The organism is Terribacillus sp. JSM ZJ617 (assembly GCF_044383785.1).
Classification (GTDB): Bacteria; Bacillota; Bacilli; order Bacillales; family Amphibacillaceae; genus Terribacillus.
In genome coordinates this window covers 382,803-407,718 of the sequence record NZ_JBISEQ010000001.1, presented here as the reverse complement: position 1 = coordinate 407,718, position 24,916 = coordinate 382,803, and the positions used below count along the sequence as shown (strand labels likewise).

24 protein-coding genes and 1 riboswitch are annotated in these 24,916 nt (G+C 44.3%); of the genes, 7 read left to right on the top strand and 17 right to left on the bottom strand.

What is annotated here, in order from left to right:
* The first annotated feature begins 7 nt into the window (after window positions 1-7).
* On the top strand, window positions 8-1,501 hold the full coding sequence (galT, locus tag ACH6C1_RS02030) for a UDP-glucose--hexose-1-phosphate uridylyltransferase (RefSeq protein ID WP_374074180.1): 1,494 nt from the start codon (window positions 8-10) through the stop codon (window positions 1,499-1,501).
* Window positions 1,498-2,529, top strand: a complete 1,032-nt coding sequence (locus tag ACH6C1_RS02025; RefSeq protein WP_374074178.1) for an aldose epimerase family protein — start codon at window positions 1,498-1,500, stop codon at window positions 2,527-2,529. The genes galT and ACH6C1_RS02025 overlap by 4 nt, the downstream gene beginning before the upstream one ends.
* Window positions 2,530-2,576: 47 nt before the next feature.
* Here the strand turns inward: ACH6C1_RS02025 and ACH6C1_RS02020 are convergent, their stop codons facing one another.
* Window positions 2,577-3,716, bottom strand: a complete 1,140-nt coding sequence (locus ACH6C1_RS02020) for an ROK family transcriptional regulator (RefSeq protein ID WP_374074176.1) — start codon at window positions 3,714-3,716, stop codon at window positions 2,577-2,579.
* A gap of 76 nt (window positions 3,717-3,792) precedes the next feature.
* Entirely contained in the window at window positions 3,793-4,353 is a 561-nt protein-coding gene (maa, locus tag ACH6C1_RS02015; protein WP_374075540.1) for a maltose O-acetyltransferase, read from the bottom strand.
* A gap of 110 nt (window positions 4,354-4,463) precedes the next feature.
* Here maa and ACH6C1_RS02010 point away from each other — a divergent pair, with 110 nt between their 5' ends.
* Both ACH6C1_RS02010 and ACH6C1_RS02005 read left to right on the top strand, forming a co-directional pair.
* Complete coding sequence (locus ACH6C1_RS02010) at window positions 4,464-5,324, top strand: N-acetylmuramoyl-L-alanine amidase (protein WP_374074174.1); 861 nt, start codon at window positions 4,464-4,466, stop codon at window positions 5,322-5,324.
* A gap of 95 nt (window positions 5,325-5,419) precedes the next feature.
* Entirely contained in the window at window positions 5,420-5,767 is a 348-nt protein-coding gene (locus ACH6C1_RS02005) for a hypothetical protein (RefSeq protein ID WP_374074172.1), read from the top strand.
* Window positions 5,768-5,815: 48 nt separating this feature from the next.
* Here ACH6C1_RS02005 and ACH6C1_RS02000 read toward each other — a convergent pair whose 3' ends face one another.
* The 3 genes from ACH6C1_RS02000 to ACH6C1_RS01990 all read right to left on the bottom strand — a co-directional run bounded on the left by ACH6C1_RS02000 (window position 5,816) and on the right by ACH6C1_RS01990 (window position 7,912).
* A complete protein-coding gene (locus ACH6C1_RS02000) occupies window positions 5,816-6,868 on the bottom strand; it encodes a tetratricopeptide repeat protein (RefSeq protein ID WP_374074170.1) in 1,053 nt (350 codons plus the stop codon).
* Window positions 6,869-6,966: 98 nt separating this feature from the next.
* Window positions 6,967-7,470, bottom strand: coding sequence for a GNAT family N-acetyltransferase (locus ACH6C1_RS01995; RefSeq protein ID WP_374074167.1), 504 nt, complete (start codon window positions 7,468-7,470; stop codon window positions 6,967-6,969).
* 52 nt (window positions 7,471-7,522) lie between these two features.
* A complete protein-coding gene (locus ACH6C1_RS01990; RefSeq protein ID WP_095221437.1) occupies window positions 7,523-7,912 on the bottom strand; it encodes a YfmQ family protein in 390 nt (129 codons plus the stop codon).
* 156 nt (window positions 7,913-8,068) lie between these two features.
* Here ACH6C1_RS01990 and ACH6C1_RS01985 point away from each other — a divergent pair, with 156 nt between their 5' ends.
* Entirely contained in the window at window positions 8,069-8,488 is a 420-nt protein-coding gene (locus tag ACH6C1_RS01985) for a DUF4064 domain-containing protein (protein WP_374074164.1), read from the top strand.
* Window positions 8,489-8,524: 36 nt separating this feature from the next.
* On the opposite strand, the gene brnQ is transcribed toward ACH6C1_RS01985, so the two are convergent.
* Window positions 8,525-9,838, bottom strand: a complete 1,314-nt coding sequence (gene brnQ / locus ACH6C1_RS01980) for a branched-chain amino acid transport system II carrier protein (protein WP_374074162.1) — start codon at window positions 9,836-9,838, stop codon at window positions 8,525-8,527.
* Window positions 9,839-10,072: 234 nt separating this feature from the next.
* Here brnQ and ACH6C1_RS01975 point away from each other — a divergent pair, with 234 nt between their 5' ends.
* On the top strand, window positions 10,073-10,360 hold the full coding sequence (locus ACH6C1_RS01975; RefSeq protein ID WP_095221442.1) for a hypothetical protein: 288 nt from the start codon (window positions 10,073-10,075) through the stop codon (window positions 10,358-10,360).
* Between the two features lie 43 nt (window positions 10,361-10,403).
* On the opposite strand, the gene ACH6C1_RS01970 is transcribed toward ACH6C1_RS01975, so the two are convergent.
* The 9 genes from ACH6C1_RS01970 to ACH6C1_RS01930 all read right to left on the bottom strand — a co-directional run bounded on the left by ACH6C1_RS01970 (window position 10,404) and on the right by ACH6C1_RS01930 (window position 20,655).
* The gene (locus ACH6C1_RS01970) at window positions 10,404-11,609 is read right to left on the bottom strand and encodes a M20 family metallopeptidase (protein WP_374074160.1); all 1,206 of its coding nucleotides are present in this window, start codon (window positions 11,607-11,609) and stop codon (window positions 10,404-10,406) included.
* Between the two features lie 2 nt (window positions 11,610-11,611).
* On the bottom strand, window positions 11,612-12,472 hold the full coding sequence (locus ACH6C1_RS01965) for a MetQ/NlpA family ABC transporter substrate-binding protein (protein ID WP_374074158.1): 861 nt from the start codon (window positions 12,470-12,472) through the stop codon (window positions 11,612-11,614).
* Window positions 12,473-12,477: 5 nt separating this feature from the next.
* Window positions 12,478-13,140 (bottom strand): methionine ABC transporter permease, encoded by a 663-nt coding sequence (locus ACH6C1_RS01960; RefSeq protein ID WP_095221446.1) that lies wholly within the window; start codon window positions 13,138-13,140, stop codon window positions 12,478-12,480.
* Window positions 13,131-14,156 carry a methionine ABC transporter ATP-binding protein gene (locus ACH6C1_RS01955; RefSeq protein ID WP_374074154.1) on the bottom strand — a complete coding sequence of 342 codons (1,026 nt, stop codon included), beginning with the start codon at window positions 14,154-14,156 and terminating at the stop codon, window positions 13,131-13,133. The genes ACH6C1_RS01960 and ACH6C1_RS01955 overlap by 10 nt, the downstream gene beginning before the upstream one ends.
* Window positions 14,157-14,234: 78 nt before the next feature.
* Window positions 14,235-14,346: riboswitch (SAM riboswitch) on the bottom strand.
* A gap of 285 nt (window positions 14,347-14,631) precedes the next feature.
* The gene (locus tag ACH6C1_RS01950; RefSeq protein ID WP_374074151.1) at window positions 14,632-16,818 is read right to left on the bottom strand and encodes an alpha-galactosidase; all 2,187 of its coding nucleotides are present in this window, start codon (window positions 16,816-16,818) and stop codon (window positions 14,632-14,634) included.
* 135 nt (window positions 16,819-16,953) lie between these two features.
* Complete coding sequence (locus tag ACH6C1_RS01945; RefSeq protein ID WP_374074149.1) at window positions 16,954-17,661, bottom strand: LutC/YkgG family protein; 708 nt, start codon at window positions 17,659-17,661, stop codon at window positions 16,954-16,956.
* Window positions 17,658-19,088 carry a LutB/LldF family L-lactate oxidation iron-sulfur protein gene (locus ACH6C1_RS01940; protein WP_374074147.1) on the bottom strand — a complete coding sequence of 477 codons (1,431 nt, stop codon included), beginning with the start codon at window positions 19,086-19,088 and terminating at the stop codon, window positions 17,658-17,660. The genes ACH6C1_RS01945 and ACH6C1_RS01940 overlap by 4 nt, the downstream gene beginning before the upstream one ends.
* A 13-nt stretch (window positions 19,089-19,101) precedes the next feature.
* Entirely contained in the window at window positions 19,102-19,818 is a 717-nt protein-coding gene (locus tag ACH6C1_RS01935) for a (Fe-S)-binding protein (RefSeq protein WP_095221457.1), read from the bottom strand.
* Window positions 19,819-19,944: 126 nt separating this feature from the next.
* Window positions 19,945-20,655, bottom strand: a complete 711-nt coding sequence (locus ACH6C1_RS01930) for a FadR/GntR family transcriptional regulator (protein WP_374074145.1) — start codon at window positions 20,653-20,655, stop codon at window positions 19,945-19,947.
* 287 nt (window positions 20,656-20,942) lie between these two features.
* Between ACH6C1_RS01930 and ACH6C1_RS01925 the strand changes: the two genes are divergently transcribed.
* Window positions 20,943-22,034 (top strand): low temperature requirement protein A, encoded by a 1,092-nt coding sequence (locus tag ACH6C1_RS01925; protein WP_095221460.1) that lies wholly within the window; start codon window positions 20,943-20,945, stop codon window positions 22,032-22,034.
* A gap of 42 nt (window positions 22,035-22,076) precedes the next feature.
* Here the strand turns inward: ACH6C1_RS01925 and ACH6C1_RS01920 are convergent, their stop codons facing one another.
* On the bottom strand, window positions 22,077-22,709 hold the full coding sequence (locus ACH6C1_RS01920; RefSeq protein WP_374074142.1) for a pentapeptide repeat-containing protein: 633 nt from the start codon (window positions 22,707-22,709) through the stop codon (window positions 22,077-22,079).
* Between the two features lie 98 nt (window positions 22,710-22,807).
* Entirely contained in the window at window positions 22,808-24,814 is a 2,007-nt protein-coding gene (locus ACH6C1_RS01915) for a YhgE/Pip family protein (protein WP_374074140.1), read from the bottom strand.
* Between the last annotated feature and the right edge of the window lie 102 nt (window positions 24,815-24,916).

Here is a 24,916-nt window from a genome sequence, read left to right as displayed (position 1 = left end):
TGTTCATATGATTTATTCAGATATCGAGGCTTTACTAGAGCAGACTTGCAAGGAAGATTTAATAAAGGAACGGGATATCATCTACGTACGAAACCAAGTAATGCACTTGCTGAAGATGACAACATACCCGGCACATAAAATTTTGACGAGCTCTGGTTCGATACCGGATTTAGTCGATCGAATCGTCGATTATGCCGTGAAGGAAGATATCATCGATAACATTTTGGATGAGAAAGAGATGCTTGCGGCATCGTTGATGAATTGCTTTGTACCTCGCCCTTCCACTGTCCAGGCATCATTTGACAGCTATTATAAGAAATCACCGGAACAGGCAACGGATTACTTTTATAATCTAAGCAAGAACAGCAACTATATCCAGATGAATCGGATCAAAAAAAACATATCATATAAAGTACAGACCGAATATGGCGAAATGGATATTACCATCAACTTGTCCAAACCTGAAAAAGATCCAGAACAAATCAAGCGCGAACGGATGATGAAGCAGGATAATTCCTACCCTCTTTGTGTGCTCTGCAAAGAAAATGAAGGCTATTCCGGCAGAATTGGATATCCTGCAAGGTCCAACCACCGCGTAATTGAATTGTCACTAGGAGAAGAGAAGTGGCTTTTCCAATATTCTCCTTACGTTTATTATGATGAACACAGCATCGTATTATCAGAGGAACATCGGGATATGAAAATCAATGCAGATGCATTCCGAAGACTGCTTGAATTTGTGGAGAAGTTCCCTCATTATTTCATTGGCTCAAATGCCGATTTGCCGATTGTAGGAGGTTCTATTCTCTCCCATGATCATTATCAAGCAGGGCGCTATACCTTTGCCATGACCAATGCGGAAGAACGCTATACCTTTTCGATTCATTCGCATCCTGACGTAAGAGCTTCTGTCCTTAGGTGGCCGATGACGGTCATTCGGCTCCAGGCGAACGACCAGGGGAAATTGGTAGAGGCAGCCGATAGTATTCTGGCCTTTTGGCGCAACTACGATGACAAAGATGCATCCATTCTATCTTATACAGACAACACGCCGCATAATACAATAACTCCGATTGCCAGAATGCGTGATGATTTGTATGAAATGGATCTTGTACTTCGCAATAACCGGACGACAGCTACTCATCCATTGGGTATCTTTCACCCGCATGCAGATGTGCATCACATCAAAAAAGAAAATATCGGATTGATTGAAGTGATGGGCCTCGCTGTATTGCCGCCGCGCTTGGAAAAAGAGCTAGAAACAATTTATAAGTTTCTAGCCGGAAAAGCCGATGCAGTGGACCCTCCGCACGAAGAATGGGCTCGGGAATTGCGTGCGGAACATGGATTCCTTCATAACGAACAATATGCAAAAGAAGTTGTTCAAAAAGAACTTGGCAAGAAATTCGTCCGCGTATTGGAGGATGCTGGAGTCTTTAAGGACGACAAAGCCTTTCAGCGCTTCATCACAAAACTCAATCAGAAAGTGGTGTCTTCATGATCGAAAAGACTATCCTCCAGGATGGGTGGGAATTGTACACGGTCACCAATAATAACGGAATGCATCTTGAGGTTCTGAACTTTGGAGGCATCATCACGTCCCTGGAAGTACCTGATAAAGACGGAAATTTAGAGAATATCGTACTAGGCTATCGCGACCTTCAAGATTACAAAGATAATCCCAACTACTTCGGTGCTTTGATCGGCCGGGTAGCCGGACGGATAAGAGAATCTGAATTCGTATTGGATGGCCAAACATACAAACTGGAAGCAAATGAAGGGAACCACCATTTGCACGGCGGTCCTGAAGGGTTTCACCAAGTGCTTTGGAAGGTAGAACCTTTTGAAGAGAATGAAATAAACGGTCTTCGACTTTCTCACACAAGTAAGGATGGTGAAGGCGGCTACCCAGGGAGCCTAACAGTGAATGTCACCTACACACTCACAGAGGACAACAAATTAGTTATCCTTTATGAAGCAGCCACTGACAAGGCAACTCCTGTAACTCTGACAAATCATACGTACTTCAATCTCAACGGAAACCTGAAAAGAACCATTGCGAAGCAGCAGGCAATGGTCGCAAGTGATCAGTACACAGAGTTGGATGAAGAACTGATTTCAACCGGCAGACTGCTGGATACAGCTGATTCGCCATTCGACTTGCGGTCATTCAAACCGTTAGAGGAAGTATTCGGCGCGCAGCATGAACAGCTTCGCATTGCCGGGAAAGGTATCGATCACTACTTCTTGTTTTCAAGCAATGAGAAACCAAAAGCTGGTCTCTATGATCCAGATAGCGGAAGACTGATGACCATCCAATCGAATCAGCCTGGCCTCGTCGTATATACAGGTAATGGCCTGGATGATTCATTGGAACTTAGAGAACGCAAATCTGAAAAATACCTGGGGATTTGTTTTGAAACACAGGCTTTCCCTGCTGGCTTGCATCATGTTGGTTTTTCAGATCTCATCTTGAAGCCTGGCGATCCGTACCGAAAAGAGACTGTATTCTCTTTTTCAACCAAATAATTATGAAAGGAGCCAGCTAATCAATTGATTGGCTGGCTCCTTTTTTATTATACCGGTGCAAACAGGTCCACCAGCTGCAGCGCTACTGCCCCTAATGCTGTCGCATGCTTTCCATGTTTACTTACCATTATTTCAGTCTGAGCCGCTTGGTCCGTCAGGGCTCGGCTCGCAATTTCTTCCTTCAGCGGGGGGAGGAGAAATTCTGCGCTCTCCATTACGCCTCCACCAAGAATGATCCGATCGGGATTCAACAGATGAATTAAATTGATCAGACCGATCCCCAGTATCTGACCAGTCTTTTCCAGAGTGGTTTTAGCTTCTTCATCTCCAGCTCTTGCTGATTGATAGACAGCTTCCCCACTCGCCATACTCGCTCGCCGCGCGATAGACGGGCCACTTGCAAGTGTTTGCAGGCAGCCATTGTTTCCGCAAGCGCATTTCTCTCCATTCGGATCGATAGACATATGCCCAAGCTCTCCAGCCAAGCCAGCCGCTCCGTGGAAAAGCTTTCCACCGATGATGATTCCCGCACCAATTCCGCGTCCGATATTAACGGCTACCATACTATCCTGCATATCATACCCACCGAACCATGATTCCCCGAGCGCCATCGCTCGTGCGTCATTATCCACTTTCACAGGAATGCTGAATCTAGTTTCCAGCTCCTGCTTGATCGCAATGTTATGCAACCCTAAAAGAGGAGCTACACGAGAAATACCAGTTTCTACATCGACGACTCCATGCATCGCTACTCCAATACCTATGATCTGCCCCGTTTGCACACTAAGCTGATCAAGCAATTGCTGGATCGCTGTTACGACTTGATGCAAAAATTCGCTATTCGTATTCACATGAAGTGGATGTGAGACGATCCCCAATATCTCTCCTGTCAGATTCGTCAAAATGCAGTCGACTGTTCCAGGACCAGCATCGACACCGATGACGAACCACTCATCTGTCCGGATATGAAGCATGGTAGGCTTTCGTCCGCCGCTCGAGGATCCGAGCTTGCTTTCCTCCACCAGACCTTGTTCAATCAGCTCTTTAACGATGATACTGACTGTCGGAGGTGTCAGGCCTGTCTCCTTTGCAATATCTGCGCGAGATATTGGCGCTGCCACGCGAATCTTATTGAGGATCAAAGATCTATTCACTGTTTTCATCAATTGAAATGTGCCACGCTGCATATAAACCGCTCCACTATCAGTAATAATTTCAGTAGATCATCATTCAAACTAACCCGACGCCATGTAAATCCAATCTCTAGATCTCTATATCTTTAATCACTCTTGCTGGATTTCCCCCGACCACAGTATTTGCAGGGACATCTTTCGTTACGACTGCACCTGAACCGATAACCGCATTATCCCCGATTGTAACACCAGGATTAATGACAGCACGTCCGCCGATCCAGACATTATCGCCAATTGTCACCGGCTTGCCCAATTCATATCCAGAATTACGTTCTACCGGGTGCAATGGATGCGTTGCGGTATAAATGTGTACACCTGGGGCAAGCATGCAATTATCACCGATACGAATTTCACAAATATCCAGCATTACACAATCAAAATTCGCATAGAAGTTCTCTCCAAGATGGATATTGTACCCGTAATCACAGCGAAAAGTCGGTTCAATGTAGGATTTGCCTTTTGCAGAGCCGAGTATTTGCTCCAATAAATTCGCTCTCTCGGCATGTTCATAGCTTGTCGTATCATTATATTGCCGAACCAATTCTCGAATTTCCATCCGTCTATCTGTCAATTCTTTATCGGACGGACGATAAAGCTCTCCAGCCACCATTTTCTCTCTTTCTGTCATAATTCCCTTTTCTCCTTTCTGATAATGATAATCTTTCACTTTATGTATCTATTGTTATAAAACTCGTAAACACTGACCATACTGATTCTATTATATCGCAAAGGAGAATTACTATGCACACCCGCTTCAAAGTAGCACTGCCTCTATTATTCATACTCATTGCACTTTTTTTGATCTTGCCAGCCCAAGCAGATGCCAGCGTCTCCAATACAGGACAGACGACTGCAAACCTGAACATCAGGGCCGCCCCCTCTACGGATGCCGCCATTATTGGTAAATTCCCGGCAGGCACACAGTTCCAGTATATCGACAGAGGAGATGGCTGGGGACAGATTACGATTCAGAGCCAAACAGGTTATCTCAGCTTGGATTATGTAACAGCAGTGAACAAAGAAACAGCCGCATCCGCATCTGCTCCCTCTGAATCATCAAACGGGCAGCCTGTGCAAAAAATAGTTATTGATCCCGGTCACGGCGGTAAAGATCCCGGCGCAATCGGCAATGATACGATGGAAAAACGGGTTGCCCTTACTATATCCGAAAAACTGCAGCACAGATTGCTTGCTAATGGGTATGACGTAAAAATGACGCGCAGTGAGGATGTTTTTATACCTTTAACAGAACGAGCGACATTTTCGAATAACTGGAAAGCAGATTTATTTGTAAGCGTCCATGCCAATAGTGCTACATCTTCGTCAGCAAAAGGATTGGAATCCTACTACTATGGGGCGAGCAGCAGCGGGAAACAGCTAGCTTCCAGCATACAAACTGCACTAGCAGCTAACACGAATAATGAAAATAGAGGCACACATAGTGCTGATTTCTATGTACTGCGCCATACATCAATGCCAGCTGTACTCGTTGAAACAGGATTTATCTCGAACCCTGCTGATGCTGTACTTCTAAACGATTCAAGTTACCAAGATAAAGTAGCTAATTCAATTGCAGAAGGAATAACAGAATATGCAAGCTAAAGCAGAGCTGCCGATATGGCAGTTTTTTACATAATATTCACACTACATCTATTCATATAATCGTATAATTGGAAGGAATAAGGGGGGATTGATACTTGAAGTATTTCGTGGATTTCATTCTAGCAATCATACTTACCGGACTCTCCTATTACATCGGCAGCATCTTATTCCGGCACGGTATGCCAATCTGGCAAGCAATGATAATCGGCTTATCCGTCGTTGCTCTTGGCGCATTGACAGAAGCACTAGGTGCACCGATTTGGCTGATTGTGCTCGTTCCTTTCCCAGTAGGTATGCTGCTGCTGTACCTGTTCCTGCAAGCACCTATCTATAATTGGTTCATTACTTATGCAGCAACCTTAACTATTTATACCCTGATTCACATCCCGATGAGCTACTACTTCCAATTTCATAGTTTGATACCTGCTTGGAAGTTATCCTAATGCTGGAAAAGGAGACTGCACGAAGCAATCTCCTTTTTCAGCATTACTCTATTTCAAAGCCAGAAGATAGTATCTGGATGCTTTTTCAAAGTCATGATTATCTGTGTAATATTTAGCCAGTCGTTCGGAAAAGTGACGGACGCTATTCTCATCCTCAATAGATTGAAAATACTCAATGCCTTCCCGCCACACTAATTCGAAACTGTCCTTATCGACATATTGCTTATGGAGCATGGCGAACATCCATTTATACGCATCTTCATCCCGCTTCTTACTTAAAGCAAACCCCTCAGTAAAATACTCCATTGCACGATCCTTCATGCCAAGCCGGAAACTGGATTCTGTCACGTAATATAAACTCTTCAAATAATATTCGGGATGCTTGTACTGCATAGATTGTTCAAATTGCCCCATTGCCTTCTCAAGCTGATTTTGCTTGAAATACAGTATTCCAAGATTGTGATGGATATACATGGGCAGCTGCAATTCGGATTCTGTTGCATCATGCTGCAGAGCAGATAGGAACAACTCTTCCGCTTTACGGAAGTCTGCCAAATACATATGATTCAACCCTTGGAGCATTCGGCATTTGGCAAGCTGCAATTCCTGATTGTACTGAAAAGCTGCTTCGATTGCTTTATTAGCATTTAAGACCGAGAATGCAGTCATATTCATATAGTAGTACGTATTTGCCAATTTGTAATAGAAATCTGACACTTCACGGGGATTAATTTCCACTGACAAAAACGATTCAGCACGTTCATATTGGACAATTGCTTCCTGCAGCTTGTTATTCCGGTACAGCAGCAGTCCCTTGAAAAAATGGTAATAATAAAGATTTTCACCGGTGAGCACGAATGCATCAGCAGCACCTTCAAGCAGCTTTTCTCCCTTGTCCAAATTACCTTTCAGCATTTCCAGACGCGCATCGAACAGCATACTTTTTGCAAGCAGCTTTTCATCACGAATGGACGGCTCCTGTTCAGTTATTCTACTACGGATATGCTCACCAGCACGGACCTGTTCCAATTTAATATTGTCGTATAACTCATCAAGCAGCTCGTTAAATATCTCCGCATTCTTCAAATCTGTTTGGTACATCGGCTCACCCTCTTTCTATTCATATCTGAATCATCGGTAGATTTCCAGTAATGTTTAATCGATCAGAAAGAAAAAGATCCACCATTTGGTGAATCGTTTTATTTTAGTTCTTTTCCGTATATACGGTATGCCTTCTCGTTCGGATAAAACGAATCGTTCAGCAGTTCCCATCCATTACGTTCATAAAACTGAATTGCTCCGGTATTATTCTCACGAGTAGTCAGGACAGCGGTCCTGTTAGGAGCTGCAGTTAGCAGCTGATCAAGCAGAGCGGTTCCGATTCCTAAACTGCGTACAGAGGGGTCCACCACTAGCTCCACTAATTCAAAGCAATCATCCAGCCAATCCGCCCTGCCAGCCTCCTGTAGTGCGGGTCGCAGCAAATCATGATAATATTGCCCAGGCCTTGAAGTATATCCATACACTAACCCGACCATTTGACCCTTTTCGTCCTGCTGTACAAGTCCCTGATACCCTGGATACATACTGTGACGAATAAATCGAGGAGCAATATCGGCATAGCTCACTTGCCACGCCTTTTGATAAAAAGCTGCAGCTGATCTAATCAGCACAGAATTTCTGGCGAGTTTCCGGATCCTCATCCTGCGCACTCTCCCGCTTCCAGTTTTTTTATCTATTATATAGAAAGCCGAATCAATTTGCAGCCTGCCCTTGCATTGTTTTGGATCGCAGGCTGTAGGATGAAACCTTCTTCTTCTGGTATTTGAATACATCCACTCTGTCTGGATATGGATACACAAGAAAACGTCCTTGCTTCGTTTCAATCTCATACGGCACGCCTTCAGGAGCAGGCGCGTAATAGTATTTTTCTAAGAAGTTGGCCTGATTGAATTGATCGATGATAAGCTGCGCTTCTTCTTCTGAAAGAGCCTTGCCATCCCGTTTGACAGTTGCATCATAGGATAGTTTCGGATGCAGCTGGAACCTCTTTCCAACTTTGTCCACAACACCACTCGGTGCTGATGCCGCTAAAACTTTAATCAAACTAGCTACAATCAATAAGACAATAAATACCCACGACAAATCTTTTCGCCTCGATTCCAATTAATCGTGCTTATGATAACACAATTTCCTCAAACCTTCTTCTTCATTTTTGACAAGAAAATGACAGTTACACCTTCCGTCCTATTTCAAAAAATGATTCTTTAAACTTATACTGGTAAAAGGAGGTGATATCATATGAAAACACCAAAAACGTTAACGATGATTTCATTAATCTTATTGATTTTACTCTTTATCGCTTGTCTTCTCTTCACGATCACCCTGCCCCAAAATCAGTCCATGGAACAGGCAGTGACCCGATATCTTGAGAACGATACAAAGTACCAAAGAACACTTGATTCTGGTGAAACCCCTTCGATCAGCCCTGGTGAGATGGCTTCTGAAACAATGTCTGCCCTGCAAGTATTCTTCGCCATTCCTACCATATACATAGCCATCATTACTATCATTGTACTGATTGGCTACACCCTTATAACCAAAAGACCTAAAGGTGCCGCATTAACACTATCCAGCGCAGGGATTTTATCTCTGGCCACGGTCGTCATTCCTGTGCTCTTATTCATTGCTGGCGGTATGTTACGAAAAAGATCTGCATAAAAAAGTCTTCTCCTGCCTCGGAGAAGACTTTTTCTATTATTTCCGTAATTTTGATACAACCAATCCAAGCAAGCCACCGATGATTGAAGGTACCACCCAACCAAGACCTACCTCATAGAAAGGCAGCACCGCTTGGAAGAAGTCATTGACTGGTGTTATCTGCAAACCAGCTTCATTGAAGCCATCAAAGATACTTACACAGAATGTCAGTACAAGGCTTCCGATATATACTTCCCGTTTTCCGCCGAATAGCGGATGTAAGAATGTAAGGAACACCAAACTGATCGTAATTGGATAAATTGCCATCAAAACTGGGACTGAAATTGAAATTAATTCTGTAAGTCCAATATTCGCCACTATCGCACTGAAAACAGATAGCACAATAGCAAATGTCTTATAGGAAATACGCGGCATTAATTCATGGAAAAACGTCGAGCAAGATGTGATCAACCCAACACTTGTCGTTAGACAGGCAACTGTAATCATCAATCCAAGGAAGATGATACCCCATGAACCGAAATAATAATTAGAAACATCTGCAAGAATTTCAGCACCGTTGCTTAAGTAACCAAGCTCACTGACACTGGATGCACCCATAAAGGAAAGTGCCGTATAAATCACTGCCAGTACAACAGCAGCTAGTGCAGTGGCCAATAAACAAACCTTCATAACTGAGCCTTTATTCGTTATACCTCTATCCTTCAGCGCATTGACGATGATGATCCCAAACACACATGCAACAAGCGCATCCAATGTCAAATAGCCTTCCTGGAAACCTTTGAAGAAAGCGTTTGACGTATACTCACTTTGAGGTGCATGGAATTTACCGATTGGAAAAATAATAGCAACGATAACAAGCAAACCAATAAAAGCAAGTTTAATTGGTGTCAGGAATTTTCCGATAACATCAATGATCTTAGTCGGATTCAACGACAACAAACATGTGACAGCAAAGAAAAGCACTGTAAACAAAACCAACGGAAGCGGACCTGGATCGGCAGATAAGAATGGTTTCAAACCAATTTCATACGATACATTTCCTGCTCGCGGTATCGCAAAGAACGGTCCGATCGCAAGATATAAAATGATCGTATAAATCATTCCGAATACAGGATGCACCCTGCTGGACAATGACATTAGGTCTCTCTCGCCCGAATAAACAAAAGCGATGATTCCAATCAATGGTAAACCTACACCCGTTACAAGAAACCCTGCATTGGCTATCCATATATTTTCACCTGCTTGCTGCCCTAGCATCGGCGGGAAGATCAGATTCCCAGCTCCGAAGAACAAAGCAAAGAGCATCAAACCAAGAATGACGGTAAATGAACCTGGCACTTTCTTTGACACAAAAAAACCTCCACTAACTATTCGAATAGTCTGATAAATAACAAAATATTAATATAATATGATTTTAGTCAGATTTTCTGACACAATACTGGTTAGTATAATACTGAATTGTGTAACATTCAAGGAGTTTTTGTTAGGAATGTTCTGTAAATATATGTATAACAAAATATTTCGGAAGCCATGGCGAATAATTTATCGGCTATTTCCGACAATACTCATAAAAGGAATATGATCATGGACTTCCCAATCATCCAGACAAACTTCTGGGATTCCGTTATCGGCATCCCGGTAACACTTATCCTTACCCAAATGCTAAAACTATTTTTCCCCTTACCAAAGCAGTATGTGCCTACAATCGCCGTTCTAATCGGGCTGGTTCTCTCGATTTTCTACAGTCATCCACATGACCTGATAGCTGGTATCTTCATGGGCTATTTTTATGGCTATGCTGCAATTGGCAGTTATGCCGCTACAAAGACAACTTGGAAAGTTTTTCGTAGGGAAAAACGGGATTTTTCGTAAAGAAAAGCCCCTGCCATGTGGCAGAGGCTTAGAAGTTGTTCATTTATTTGTTTTGCTTCCTTGTCTTTGCATCTTCAAAGACAGTCTTAGCTTGCTGAAGCAGTTCCTTATCTGTCAGCAGCCGATAAGCCGTATGCGCTAATGCTTTGGCCCCTTTTATAACAGCTGCATCACCAATTTCAGATCGGGCAGCTTCCCTGAATTCTGCTGTATGACCAATCAGATCTTCTGGCCCAATTTGGATATACGGATGTGCAGTAGGCACTTCATAGCTGATATTACCTGTATCAGTCGATCCGCGACCTTTATCTTTCTTCAAATGAACATACTCTCCGACTTTTTCTAATTCTTCTTTGAGCACTTCATCCAGTACTGGATTCAAAACAAAGTCCTTTACCTCGTTCTGGAATCTCTCAATTTTCACACTAGCCCCCGTAGCCAATGCAGCTCCCTTGGCTATATTCTTTACCTTATCGGAAACAGCTTGTGCTTTTTGCCACGTTTCTGCTCGGATGAAGAACCTTGCTGAAGCATACTCAGGTACGATATTCGGTGCATCTCCACCATTTGGTATGATGCCATGAATGCGTATGTCCTGCGGAAGGTGCTGGCGCAGTGCATTTATTCCATTGAAAAGCTGGATAACGGCATCCAAGGCATTGATTCCTTTATCTGGCGCACCGGAAGCATGAGCTGGTTTTCCGTAGAAATGAAAATCAAGCGGATCGACAGCAAGAAACTCACCCGTTACACTTGTTCTGCCAGAAGGATGAATGATCAAGGCAGCATCAATATCCTTCAGCAGCCCATGTTTTACGAAGCTTCCTTTGGCACTGCCATTTGGACCGCCTTCCTCGGCAGGGGTTCCAAGAACCGCTACACTACCACCTGCCTCATCCAATGTTTCCGCCAAGGCAATGCCTGCTGCTGTACTAGTGGTACCGATAATATTATGTCCGCAAGCATGCCCGATACCAGGTAGTGCATCATACTCAGCAAGGAATGCAATACGAGGACCTGGCTTACCGCTATCTTTCAGTGCATAAAAAGCTGTTTCATGCCCTGCTACACCTTTATCCACTTGGAATCCCGCTTCTTCCAGCAAAGCAATGAGCGTTTCGCTCGCGAAAAATTCCTGGTTTCCGATCTCTGGCTTCGCATGGATGGCCTGACTAGTCTGGATATACTTTTCTTTATTTGTATCCAAATGCAGTGAAATTCTGCTAGCTTCCGTAACAGATCTACTCATAATCATTCCTCCTCCTGAAGTCTTTTCAGATGCTCCTGCAGTTCCTCTTTTGGTACATCCACCACGATAGAGCCACCATTTGTATCATTCTCTACTGCTTCCTTCACGGCTTCATCCTGATACAGCTCAACGATTTTCTGATATGTTTCATTGTCCTCGTCTTTCTTATTAACTGCGAAGACATTTACAAAAGGTGTAATGCTGTCGTCATTGGCATTTTCCAAATAGATTGGATCCTCCTTCGGATCGAGACCTGCCTGACCTGCTATGCCATTATTGATGAAAGATGCTGCTACATCCGGCAAGACACGTGGAGTTTGCTGGGCAACAACAGGTACGATTTCAATGTTCTTCGGATTCTCTACAATTTTGGATGGATCTCCGAACTGGCCAAAGTCATCCGCTAATTTTATAACGCCAGCTGCTTCCAAAGCCCGCAGTGATCTAGCTTGGTTAGATGGATCATCCGGGATAGCAATCTTATCGCCTTCCTTCAGTTCATCAAGGCTTTCGATTTTCTCTGAATAAGCTCCAATTGGGGCAATGACTGTCGAACCGATTGGTACAATAGTATCGCCATTTTCTTTGGCATATTGACTCAGGAAGGCGATATGCTGGAATGAGTTCATGTCGATTTCACCGTTGGCCAACGCTTGGTTTGGCAGTGTATAGTCAGAGAATTCCACAAGTTCGATATTGATGCCCTCTTCCTTCGCCTTTTCCTTCAAAATTGGCCATTGATCCCCATCAGAACCTGTTACACCGATTTTCACTGTTTGGCTGCCATCTGCTGAGCTGCTCCCACACGCTGCAAGGATAAATACAAAGGCTAACGAAACGATTCCAAGTAGAGCTTTTTTCATGTCGATCATCTCCTTAAAATTTTTCTTGAAAGTGTATTGCCGACCCATTGGGCAAGCTGGACAAGCACAATTAAGATAACGACTGTAACAATCATGACGCTCGTATCAAACCGCTGGTAGCCATATGTCATCGCTACATGTCCGAGACCCCCGCCGCCGACCGTTCCTGCCATTGCCGAGAAATCAATCAAACTGATGGTAATGAACGTCAATCCGAGAACGAGCGGACCGAGAGCTTCCGGAATCAAGATGGTAAAGATTATCTGAAGAGGACTGGCTCCCATGGCCTTAGCTGCCTCGATGACACCCGGGTCAATACTGATGAAGTTATTTTCTACAACTCGTGCGATGCTGAATGCAGCTGCGATGCTCATCGGGAAGATCGCGGCCCATGTACCGATGGTCGTGCCAATCACCTCTCTGGTCAGCGGACTGATCGCGACTAGGAATATAATGAAGGGGATCGGGCGGATAATGTTGATCAGGAAGTTGATAATTTGAAAAAGGAACGCATTTTCCAGAATGTTTCCTTTACGGGTTATGAATAGTAGAAGTCCGAGAATGATGCCGAATATAGAACCTATGACCAATGTGACAGCCACCATCAGAATCGTCTGACCAGTCGCCTCGACAATACGCGGCCAAAAAGTTTGCCAATCTACGCCCATGCCACATCCACCTCCTCTATTTGTACGATCTCTTCCAATTCCCTTACAGCACCGGCTGTTTTACCTTCGTCACCGTCAAAGCTGACAAGCAAATTGCCGTAGAATTTTGCCTGGATTTCTTGGACGGAACCATAGACGATATTCACGTCAATATCGTGCTTTCTTGTTACCCGGGATAAGACTGGATCGCTTGCCACCTCTCCTTTGAAAATGATTCTGTACAGCTGCTTCCCGCCTTTTTGCCGCCACTCATCTAATAACGATGGAGATGGGAGATCCTGCTGAACGGAGCGGATAAAACGTTTTGTCGTCTGGTGGACAGGACTTGTGAATGTATCGAATACACCGCCAGTTTCTATAACCTCTCCATCCTCCATAACAGCAACCTTGTCACAGATAGCTTGAATCACATGCATCTCATGCGTGATCAGCAGAATTGTAATACCGAATTCCTTGTTCACCTTTTTAAGTAGACGAAGAATTTCACCTGTTGTATCAGGATCCAGTGCCGAAGTTGCTTCATCACAAATCAGAATATCCGGTGATGTGGCTAATGCTCTGGCAATGCCAACTCGCTGCTTTTGTCCTCCTGACAGCTGTTCCGGATAATCCTTTGCTTTATCCGACAGTCCGACGAAATGGAGAAGTTCATTCACTCTCTCTTTTATTTTAGCTCGCGGCATTTTTGCCAGTTTCAAAGGATAAGCAACATTACCAGCAACAGTCCGCGAGGTTAACAGATTGAAATTTTGAAAGATCATCCCTATCCTGCGGCGTACTTTCCGAACTTCACTAGGACGAAGACTGGCTAAATCCACACCTTGCACTTCCACCGAACCTGCTGTCGGATTTTCCAGTACATTGACAAGCCTGAGCAAGGTACTTTTACCGGCTCCGCTAAAGCCGATAATGCCGAATATCTCTCCTTCCTCGATTGTCAGATTCACATTTCTAACAGCATGCACTTCCCGTTTTCCGATTGTAAATGTCTTTGAAACATCCTTGAAAGTAATCATCATTTTCCTCCCATCAACACAAAAGAGCCCTCTTTTCCTTATCCAGAAAAAGAGGGCTCCACGTATGAAACTTCCTCATTCTCATCTTCCAAACGCTCATGAGCGTTTGCAGGAATTGGCACGGTATTTAATAATAAACCCGTTGCCGAGACGTCATAGGGCCTGATCCCTCGGTCTCTCTGGATAAGAATAAAACAAGTATGCAGTTGTAAGATTTGATTACCATGTTATGGGATTGCAGATTGAAAGTCAATCACTTTTTTAAAATTCTTTTTTCTGGTATTGGATAATCCCTTGCTGTGGCCAGCTTGCGTTAGCTGTTTATGCATTTTAGAAAAAGGGTGCTTCACAGCCTTTCAATCATAATAAGACGCATATTGGCTAGTTTGGAATAGTAGCTAAAGTATACGATAGCCAAGCCTGTTTTCCTATACAGCCTAATAAAAAAGTCGCATCAAAAATGCGACTTTCAATGTTATTCAGCTGTTAGGTGCCAAGTGTAACTCACAAAATCCCCAATAAGGTCTGCAGGTACACGAATACCGCTGTACGCCAGTTCATCACCACTATATATTTCTTCCGTACCATTGATTCTGTAGTTTTTAGCTTCATCCAATCCCTTCATCCGTAAAGAAGCGAGTGGTGCTGCTGGCTCTGCCAGAACACGATAATAGCAGACAAAAGCTTCTGTTTTATCTTCGTTAACAAACATCCAAGCAGTTTCATTGCCTTCAAAAGGACTTTTCAGCCGATAGAATCGACCGAACTGAACAAGTCTGCGAATCTCCTTATAGGTGTTAATCTGCTGCTTGACGACTTCCTTCTCCTCAGGACTAAGCTTTGTGAGGTCCAGCTCGTATCCCAGATTCCCTGCCATCGCGACGTCACCCCGCATCTCCAATGAAGTAAATCGGTGTACTTGATGGTTCGGAACATCGGATACATGGGCACCCATCGAAGCAATGGGATAAAGCAAACTTGTAGTATGCTGAATTTTAAGCCTTGAGACAGCATCTGTATTATCACTTGTCCATGTTTGTGGCATGTAATACAGAATTCCCGGGTCATAGCGGCCGCCGCCGCCTGAGCAGCTTTCAAACAGAATCTGCGGAAAACGGGAAGTGATCTTATCCATCACTTCATAGACTCCGAGAATATGTCGATGTGCCGTTTCCCGCTGACGCTCAGGAGGAAGCAAGGCAGAACCAACCTCAGACAGATGACGGTTCATATCCCATTTCACATAAGTGATTGGGGCACTTTCCAAGATGGCTGCTACTCGCTTAATAATCTCCTCCCGAACGTCCTGTCTTGAAAAATCGAGCACGAGCTGATCACGGCTTTCCGTACGATATCGATCCGGCACATGCAGACACCAGTCAGGATGCTCACGGTACAAATCACTGTCCACCGATACCATTTCCGGCTCGAACCAAAGTCCAAATTGCATATCTAAATCGTTTACACGTTTCGCCACATCTTCAAGTCCATTCGGCAGCTTCGTTTTATCGACAAACCAATCTCCCAATGATGTGGAATCTGAATTCCGTTTTTTGAACCAGCCATCATCCAATACGAAAAGCTCGATTCCTAGCTCACTGCCAGCCTTAGCGATTGCCTCAATTTTATCAGCATCAAAATCAAAATACGTCGCTTCCCAGTTATTAATCAGAATCGGCCGCTCTTTATCTCTGTATTCTCCTCTTACTAGATGCTGCTGATAGAACCCATGCAGCGTTTGCGACATTCCTCCCAAACCATCCGCTGCATAAACAAGCACTGCTTCTGGTGTTTGAAATGTCTCATTGGGTTCCAGCAGCCACGTGAAGTCGAACGGATTGATACCCATTGTCACCCGAGTTGTCGCAAACTGATCGACTTCTGCCTGGGCTAGGAAATTACCGCTATAGACAAGATGAAAACCAAACACTTCCCCTTGATCTTCTGTTGCATGCTTCTCCATCAAGGCGATGAACGGATGCTGCTGATGACTGCTTGCTCCGCGTGTGCTTTCTGTAGACTGTATACCCGCCTGCAAAGCACGCTTTTCAAGATGTCTTTCCTTTCCCCATGCCCCCGGCATGGTAAGCATGTCAAAGTCCGAACGGCGGAAGTCGATACATGCACTGGCAGCCTGTAAGAGCTTTAAATTTTGTTTGCCATTATTACGGAATCGCACAGATCTTGCGACTACATCATACTGACTGAAAATTGTATAAAGCAAGATCACTTCCAAATGAAGTAATTCATCTTCCATTGTAATTTCAAGCGTTTCTGCTCCTTCCTGACCAGCGTATGTTGCAGGAAGCCCTGCCAGCTTCGGCTTACCACTGAAGATACGATGTGATTTATAACGCAAATCAGTCACAGTTGATCCATTTTCCAGCTGGATCTGATAGGCTGGCTTGCGAAAATCCGAATTGCCAAACTGTGGGTATTCCTGCGGCAGAGCATCCAACGTGAAAGTCCTGTCCCGATGATACGGATTCGGAGAAAATGAACGATCTATGTACTGCTGACGATTGCTGTTGCGAAACTGTCGAATCTTCCTACCCCAATACTGATGTGTCAAATAACCATCCCGCTCCAGCTGCATCACATAACTAGTAGATTTCCCCTGCAGATGAAAAATACGTTTCTCTTTATCAAAAATGATTGTCATCGCTTTTTGTTCCCCCTATGATCATCAGTTGTTTAAGTACATAAGTAAGCTCATAGTAACAAAGAAAGCGCTATCAATAAAGTTATAATTGAATTCTTAACAAAAAAACACTGCTACGCATAGCAGTGTTTTGTTTCACCTGTCTTCAATAACAATATAAGCTGCTTTCACGGGTCCATGTACCCCTACAACTAAGTTCATCTCAATATCAGCCGAGTTACTTGGTCCAGTAATGAAGTTAATACAGGATGCAATAGCTTTCCCTTCCTGTACTTGCTTTGAGATACGCTGAGCTGCCTGGGTCATGCGGGGTACGATGGTGCTTTTCGGTACAAGAGCAATATATTTATGCGGCAGCAGACTGACAGTACGGCCTTTCCCCTCACCTGAGAAGAGTACGACTGTCCCTGACTCAGCAAGAGTGATATCGCTGAATGTTATACCGATATTGGCCTTTTCCACAATTCCGATGTTGTCATGGCCAATAGAAGGATCCCATTCATGTACGTCTATTCCTTGGGCCGGCCATTTCTGAAGCGGATCCCGTAAACCGAATGCATCGTAACGAGGGTCCTGCCATATGGCCAGCGGGCCGCCTCCATATGCAGATACTGTTTCCGCCAGTACTTTCGAGAGGGAACGCGAATCGGTTTCAATCAGCTCGGTATGGATAAGCCGGCATTGATCACGGAGTATATCTACCAGCTCATCCTGTGTTTTATCAGTCAGCGTCTTATCCTGCGGGCGATACTTCCAGTTCCGTACGGGCCTTTCTGTCAGTACTTCCGTGCGGCTGAGGCGGCTGGCGACATTCGTAAGGAATCTTTCACGGTTCTGTATCATACCTTGCCATTCTCCTTTTCGTGCTGCTTGAACCAATCACGGAATCGTTCTTTGTTCGGAGCGGGAAAATCTCGAATTTCAGTCCATGCCTTCAGCGGTCCAGGACCTTTTGAAATCGTCTCATCCTTCGTAAAAGGCTTCATGACAGTGCTCGCCATCTTCGATCCAGCTGCATACAACGGATTCGAGGAAGCACCGATTCCAAAAGCTTTCATTGCCATTTTCTCTGAAATCGGCGCGCGGCCTTCCCGCTCGACAATCACTTGTCGATGACGGTGCAGCAGCTGATGCAATGGTATTTTAACCGGACAAGCATCCGTGCAAGCAGCGCAAAGCGTCGATGCATACGGCAGCTCCTTGAAATCGTCATAACCTCCCAGCAGCGGCGTCAGCACTGCCCCGATTGGCCCTGGGTAAATGGAGTTATAGGAGTGGCCGCCAATGTGGCGGTATACCGGACAAACGTTGATACAAGCCGCACAGCGGATGCACTGGAGTACAGATTGGAATTCGGTTCCGAGAATACCAGAACGGCCGTTATCCACGATGACCAGGTGAAACTCGGATGGGCCATCAACCTCTTCTGCTGTCCGCGGACCAGTCAATGCCGTAATATAGCTCGTCAGCTTCTGACCGACTGCACTTCTTGTCAGAAGTCCAACCAGTACTTCGAATTCTTCAAATGTAGGAACGATTCGCTCCATCCCCATCACACAAATCTGTGTATCTGGTAAATCAGAAACCATACCCGCATTACCTTCATTTGTGACCAGACCGACAGATCCAGATTCTGCGATGGCAAAATTACACCCTGTGATGCCGATATCAGCTTGCAGGAATTCCTGGCGGAGTTTCTCTCTGGCATGGAGTGCTAGTTCTTCCGGTTTTGAAGTAAGCTTATAGTCCAGCTTCTCAGTAAACACATCCTTGATCTGCTCTTTGTTTTTATGAAGCGCAGGTGTCACAATATGCGAAGGCGGATCATGGTCGTCCAGCTGCAGAATATATTCTCCGAGATCTGTTTCAATGACGTCACAGCCTTCCTGTTCCAACACACCATTCAAACCGATTTCCTCTGTGACCATGGATTTAGCCTTCAAAATTTTCCTGGCTCGTTTTTCCCTGACGATACCTTTCACATAGTCATTTGCCTCTTCTGCTGTTGCAGCAAAAAATACATGCCCGCCGCGCTTTTGCAGATTCTCTGAAAGCTCCTGTAAATAATAGTCGAGATGATCAAGTGTATGCTGACGTATCTCTTCCCCATGAGACCGCCATTCTTCCCAATTGCCAAGCTCCTCCGCCGCATCCAGTCTTCTTGTCCTGAGGCGTTCCTGAGCCCCGGCAACTGCACCACGCATAAACGTGTCTTCCATCTGCTTATTTACATTATCTTTGAACTTTTCGTTCCCTATCTTCATCGCCATGCTGCCATCCCCCTTAACGACTGTTTAGTACCTCCGCGATATGCATCACTTTGACCGGCTTGCCGCGGCGCTGCATTCGTCCCCCAATATTCATTAGACAGCCGCCATCTGCTCCAATCAGGTAGCTAGCTTTCGTTTCAGTTACCGAATCTACTTTTTCATCGACCATCTGCTCTGAGATATTCCCCATCTTCACCGAAAAAGTTCCGCCGAATCCACAGCAATTATGCGCGTTAGGAAGCGGTTGCATTTCCAGGCCCTCTACATGCGACAGCAGCTTCATCGGTGCATCCTTCACGCCAAGCAGCCGTGTCATATGGCAGGATGGATGATAAGTTGCAATCCCTTCCAGCTTCGCCCCAACATCCTCTATTTTCAGGACATCTACAATAAACTCAGTCAGCTCATACGTCTTAGCCGCCAGCCGTTCCGCACGCGGACGCCACGCAGGATCATCCTGGAATACATGCTGATAATCCTTGAACATCGTGGCACATGATCCGGACGGTGTGACAATAACCTCTGCGTCTTCAAATGTCGCAATCATCTTCTTCATAGCCTTTTTGGCATCTTCTACATACCCGGAATTATATGCCGGCTGCCCGCAGCACACCTGTCCAGATGGAAACACAACCTCACACCCGAGTCTTTCCAGTACTTCAACTGTGGCTATCCCAACATCGGACTGGAACATATCCACAATACACGTTGCAAATAGTGTAACCTTCATACCGTCACCCCTACAGATAAGGTCATCAGATGACCTGTATAATTTCTGTCTTCATCATACTACAACCGCTTACATTTTCCAACTCCTGTATAGACAGAAAAAGCCGACCCTCGTCGGCGGCTCGTCCTATTCCATATAATTACGCAGTACTCCTTCTACATATTCCAAGTGTGCCACCATGGCAAGCCTTGCTTGCTCTGGCTGTTTCGTACGAATTGCATCCAGGATGGCTTCATGCTGCTTGTTCAATTCCTCAGGGGCTGCATTTTCACCAAATAAACAAATCTGCCTTGTTTCACGCATCGATTCCGCTGTTAAATCCGATACATGATGCATCAGACGGAGAAGCAGCTTATTGTTCGCCGCTCGGGCAATGATCATATGAAAAGCGAGATCAGCTTTCTCCCCCTTTTCTGGGTCTCCCGTATATGCCTTCATTTCCTTGAGCGCTTTTTCCATTTGTTCCAAGTCTTCTTCAGAACGGTTCAGTGCGGCCGATGCAGCAATACCTGTCTCCAATATATTACGGACCTCCATCAGCTCTGCCCGATCCTCCCCGCTCATGAGCAGCACGTGCTGAAGCGGATAAACGATTCCCTCTGGCTCGAACGCCTTCACGTATGTACCCTCGCCTTGCTTCATCTCTACCAACCCCATCGCACGGAGTGTGGCAAGAGCTTCCCTTATCGCAGAACGGCCCACATTGAAATTCTCAGCCAGCTGCGTTACGCTGGCAAGCTTCTCGCCCGGCTTTAAGTCACCATTTTTTATTAAAGCAAGCAGCTCATCCGCTACTTGTTCATATATTTTTTTCGGTTTGATTTGATTGTATTTCATTTGGGTGTCACCTCCCCTTCATTATAAACGGAAACTTCACAAAATTTCATTCCAAAAAAGGTCATAATGTAAACAGATCATCAGTTACTTCGGTATACTTTGAAGGTTTCTGATTAACCAAGTTATCTGCTTTTTGCATGGTTAATCTGTTAATATATGCTATATAGATCCAATCTGTAATACATATGAATCATAATTGATAAAGAATTTAGTTAAACAATTCGCATTCCAGCCAGGGAATTCTGGAAAGGAAGAGAGTTTATTATTTTTATGGGGGTGTGGAAAAGTTGTTTGAAAAGAAAGTGACGTGGTTAGAACTATTTTATGATTTACTTTTTGTTGCATCAGTTGCAGTAGCAACACACGTGTTGCTTCATGTAGAAGACGGTCATATACATGCTGAATACTTATTTAAGTTTGTATTAATCTTTGTGCCGATCTGGTGGGCATGGGTAGGACAGACGATGTTTGTCAATCGTTTTGGACAGGACTTGTTTCATCAACGGTTGTTTTTAATTCTGCAAATGTTTTTTGCACTAGTCATGACCTCAAGTTTATCCGTCGATTTTGATCCATATTATCTTTCTTTTTTAATAGGCTATATTGGCTTACGAGCTGTTACTGCTATCCAATACCTCGTTGTTCAGCGAATAGAAGAGGGCGCCCGGAAGCAAGCAGCACTGTATCTTGGAAAATACTTTTGGGTAGGAATTATCGTTTCGTTACTTTCCCTTTTCTTTGATTCATGGATCCGCTATGTTGTTCTCTACTTGGGGATCTTAATTGATATCATCATTCCTATGTTAGGAAGAAGATATTTAGTGAAAGTCCCCACCAATACGGCACATTTATTAGAGCGATTTGGATTATTCACTATCATCCTTTTTGGAGAATCCCTTGTCAGTACGTTGGCCGTTATCCAGCCAACCCAAGGAGATTGGAATTCTATTGGACTAGCTGTCATTGCCTTTCTGCTCATTATCGCAATGTGGTGGCAATACTTTGATAATGTGGAGAAGAAAGTGGATAAACACATTCAAACAGCCGGCCAAACGATCATTTATGGTCATCTCTTTATACTAATGTCATTAAGTGCTATTGCAGCATCCATCAGACTAATGGTCTTGGATGAGGTCGAGTACTTCTTCAACTTATTTTTTATTTTTGGTTCTGTATTGCTTTATTTCTTTTCAACTACTTTTGTGTTTCACCAATATAGACACGCGCATCACCGATTGAAAATATATCACCTAGGTTTATTTTTAGGTATTTTAGGCTTATTCTTCATTTTTAATCTGCTTGTGCCAGTTCCTTATATTGTAATAGTAGCAGAAATGACCTTATTCTTTATCATCTATGCAAAGTTGACTACGACTTAAAGGAACTCACGTAATAAAAAAGCTTCCCACTCGGGAAGCTTTTCACTTAACTACTAGTCCTATCAATGAAGCTAATTGGATAGCTTGATTTGGAGAAACGATACAGCCTTTCAAATTTTCAATAGATACGGTCAACTGCTGGAAACTGCTTGTGCTCAGATCAATTCCTTTGAGAGATGTCTGTTCAAAGTTCACTTCATTCAGATCACAATCAGTAAATTCTATCTTCTTCATTCGGTTGGCATAAAAGTCCGCTCCCTGTAATCCACAGGAGGAAAATATCACTTTCTCCATCTTCGATTGGCCGAATGATACAAGATTCACCAAAGAATCACGGAAAGAAACATTACCAAAACTAGACTCGGTCATATCTGCTCCGAGCATCTTACAGCCTTGGAATTCCACCCGGTGAATGGATGACTTGCTCATTTTCACATTGGAAAAATCACAATTCTCGAACCTGACATCCAACAAGTCCATCCCGGTAAAGTCCGTATTGTTAAATCGGCTATTGCGGATTACTACCTTCGACAATCGCAGCCTGTACACTGATTCATTCGAAAAATCAGCTTGCTGCACCTGGCACATTTCCAATTCTGGTTCCTCTTCAAAAAAGATATCGTGAATTCTTTTCTCAGGTAATTCCATCGCTACTTTCGGTTTATCAATCTGCATGATCTCTATCCTCTACTATTGATTTCTTCCATTTGCTGTCTACAGTCTATCATATGGTGTCAATAGAAAAGAGCCCGCCTATAAAGGCGAGCTCTTTATCAAGCTGCTTCCAGCTCATTCTCTTTTTTCGGTCTGTGCTGCAAATGAGATACTATCCATCCAATGACACCGACCACTGCCAGATAAATCAATAGATCAACAAGCTGATGGCCTAGTACCGACCAGTCACCGAGCGTGATTGCTTCCTGCAAGCTATGCAAGGAATGTGCCATCGGCAAGTATTGACCAACGGATGCCAATGCAGACATAGTCAATTCGCTCGGGAACGTTCCGCCACAAGTTGCCAGCTGAAGAACCAGCAGCACAATGGCAAGCAGTTTCCCAAGATTGCCGAATAATGTGACGAGCGTAAGAATGATCGTCATAACTGTCATAGACACAATGATACTGGACAAGAAGAATAACGGAACACTCTGCACATCAACTTGGAATCCGAACAAGAAGATAAGATCAAGAATAACCGCTTGTACAATCGCCACGACATACACCAGTGTCAGTTTACTGAAGAATTGTACTGTACCTGATACTTGCATATCCTGTCTTCTGCCAAGTGGCAGGATGTTGGCTGCCATCAAACCACCAACAAACAAAGCAAGTGACAAGAAGTACGGCGCAATGCCGACACCATAGTTCGGTACATCCGATAGCTGTTTCTCTGTCAGCTTAACCGGATCGGCGAACATTGTCGTCAACGCATCACTAGACTGGATGTTACTTGTTTTATCAGCCGCATCCTGCAGGCTTGTCGCAAGCTCATCGGATCCATCGGACAGCTTACTCATACCATCGTCAAGCTGTGCTGCCCCATCTGAAAGATCATTTGTACCGGAAGCAAGCTGCGCTGCGCCACTCTGCAAGGATCCAAAGCCTTCTGAATACTCGTCAAAGCCATTATTCAAATCTGTTGCTCCGCTAGCTAATTTATCCGCTCCGCTTACAGCTGAACCGAGTTTTTCACTGAATGTATCCATACCATCCGCTAATTTCTGCTCGCTTCCAGCCAGCTTATCTGCTCCTTCACCGAGCTGCTGCTGACCGTCTGCTAATTTAGCTGAGGAATCTGCAAGCTGATCAGATGCAGCTGCTATTTGCTGGAACGTCTTATCGTCTTTAAGCTCTGGATGCTCTTTCATATACGATGCTACCAGCTTGCTCAAATCCTCAGAACCAGATGTGAATGCATCCTGATTATCCGAAAGCTTGTCACTTTGTGCTTTCCAATCAGCTAAACCGCCGGCAACCTTTTCCGTATTCGTCTGCAGAGAGGCTGCTCCTTCATCCAATTGACCTAAACCACTCGCCAAATCAGATGCACCTGTGTTCAAACTGCCAATGCCGTCAGAAAGTTTACCTTCAGCACCTGCCAGTTGATCAGCGCCGTTTGCTAAGTCGGACGCACCCGTCTTCAGATCACCAATTCCATTTTGCAGATCTTTCATACCGCTCTGCTCATCTGTAATCCCTTTATGAAGATCGCCAGCTCCATCACCTGCATCCTGTAATCCGTCAGCTACTTCATGGAAGCTTGTGAATACACTGTCAGCATACGATTTCGTAATACTGCTAGCCAATTTTGTTTTCATTTCCTCCATCGCAGAAGAACTGATTTGCGCAGCAACAAAGTTTTTCCCTGGATTCACTTCATACGTAAGCTCCGCTTGCTGCGGTTTATCATCCATCAATGTTGTCACTTTCTCAGAAAAATCCTTCGGGATGGTTACTTTCATATAATACTTGCCATCTTCCAATCCATCTTCTGCCTTCTGGTCTGATACGAAAGCAAAGTCCATCGCCTTGCTTTTCTCTAATTCCTTAATGAAATCATCCCCGGCATGCATTTCTTCGCCATCCATGCTTGCTCCATCATCCTGGTTGACGACAGCCACCGGTAAATCCTCGACATGACCATATGGATCCCAGTACCCGCCAAGGAACAACGCAGCGTAAATGACCGGAATAATCAGCAAGAAAATAAGTGCAATACGCCCGTGCTTATGCTGAAACATCCGCTTTATATCAAAGAAGCCTAATTTTATTCCTTTCATAATTTCCCTCACCTTTATCTTTGTGAAATATTGAACATCTAAATAGCATAATGGCTCAGTTACATAATGTATAATATATATATCATTATAAATAATAGCCTC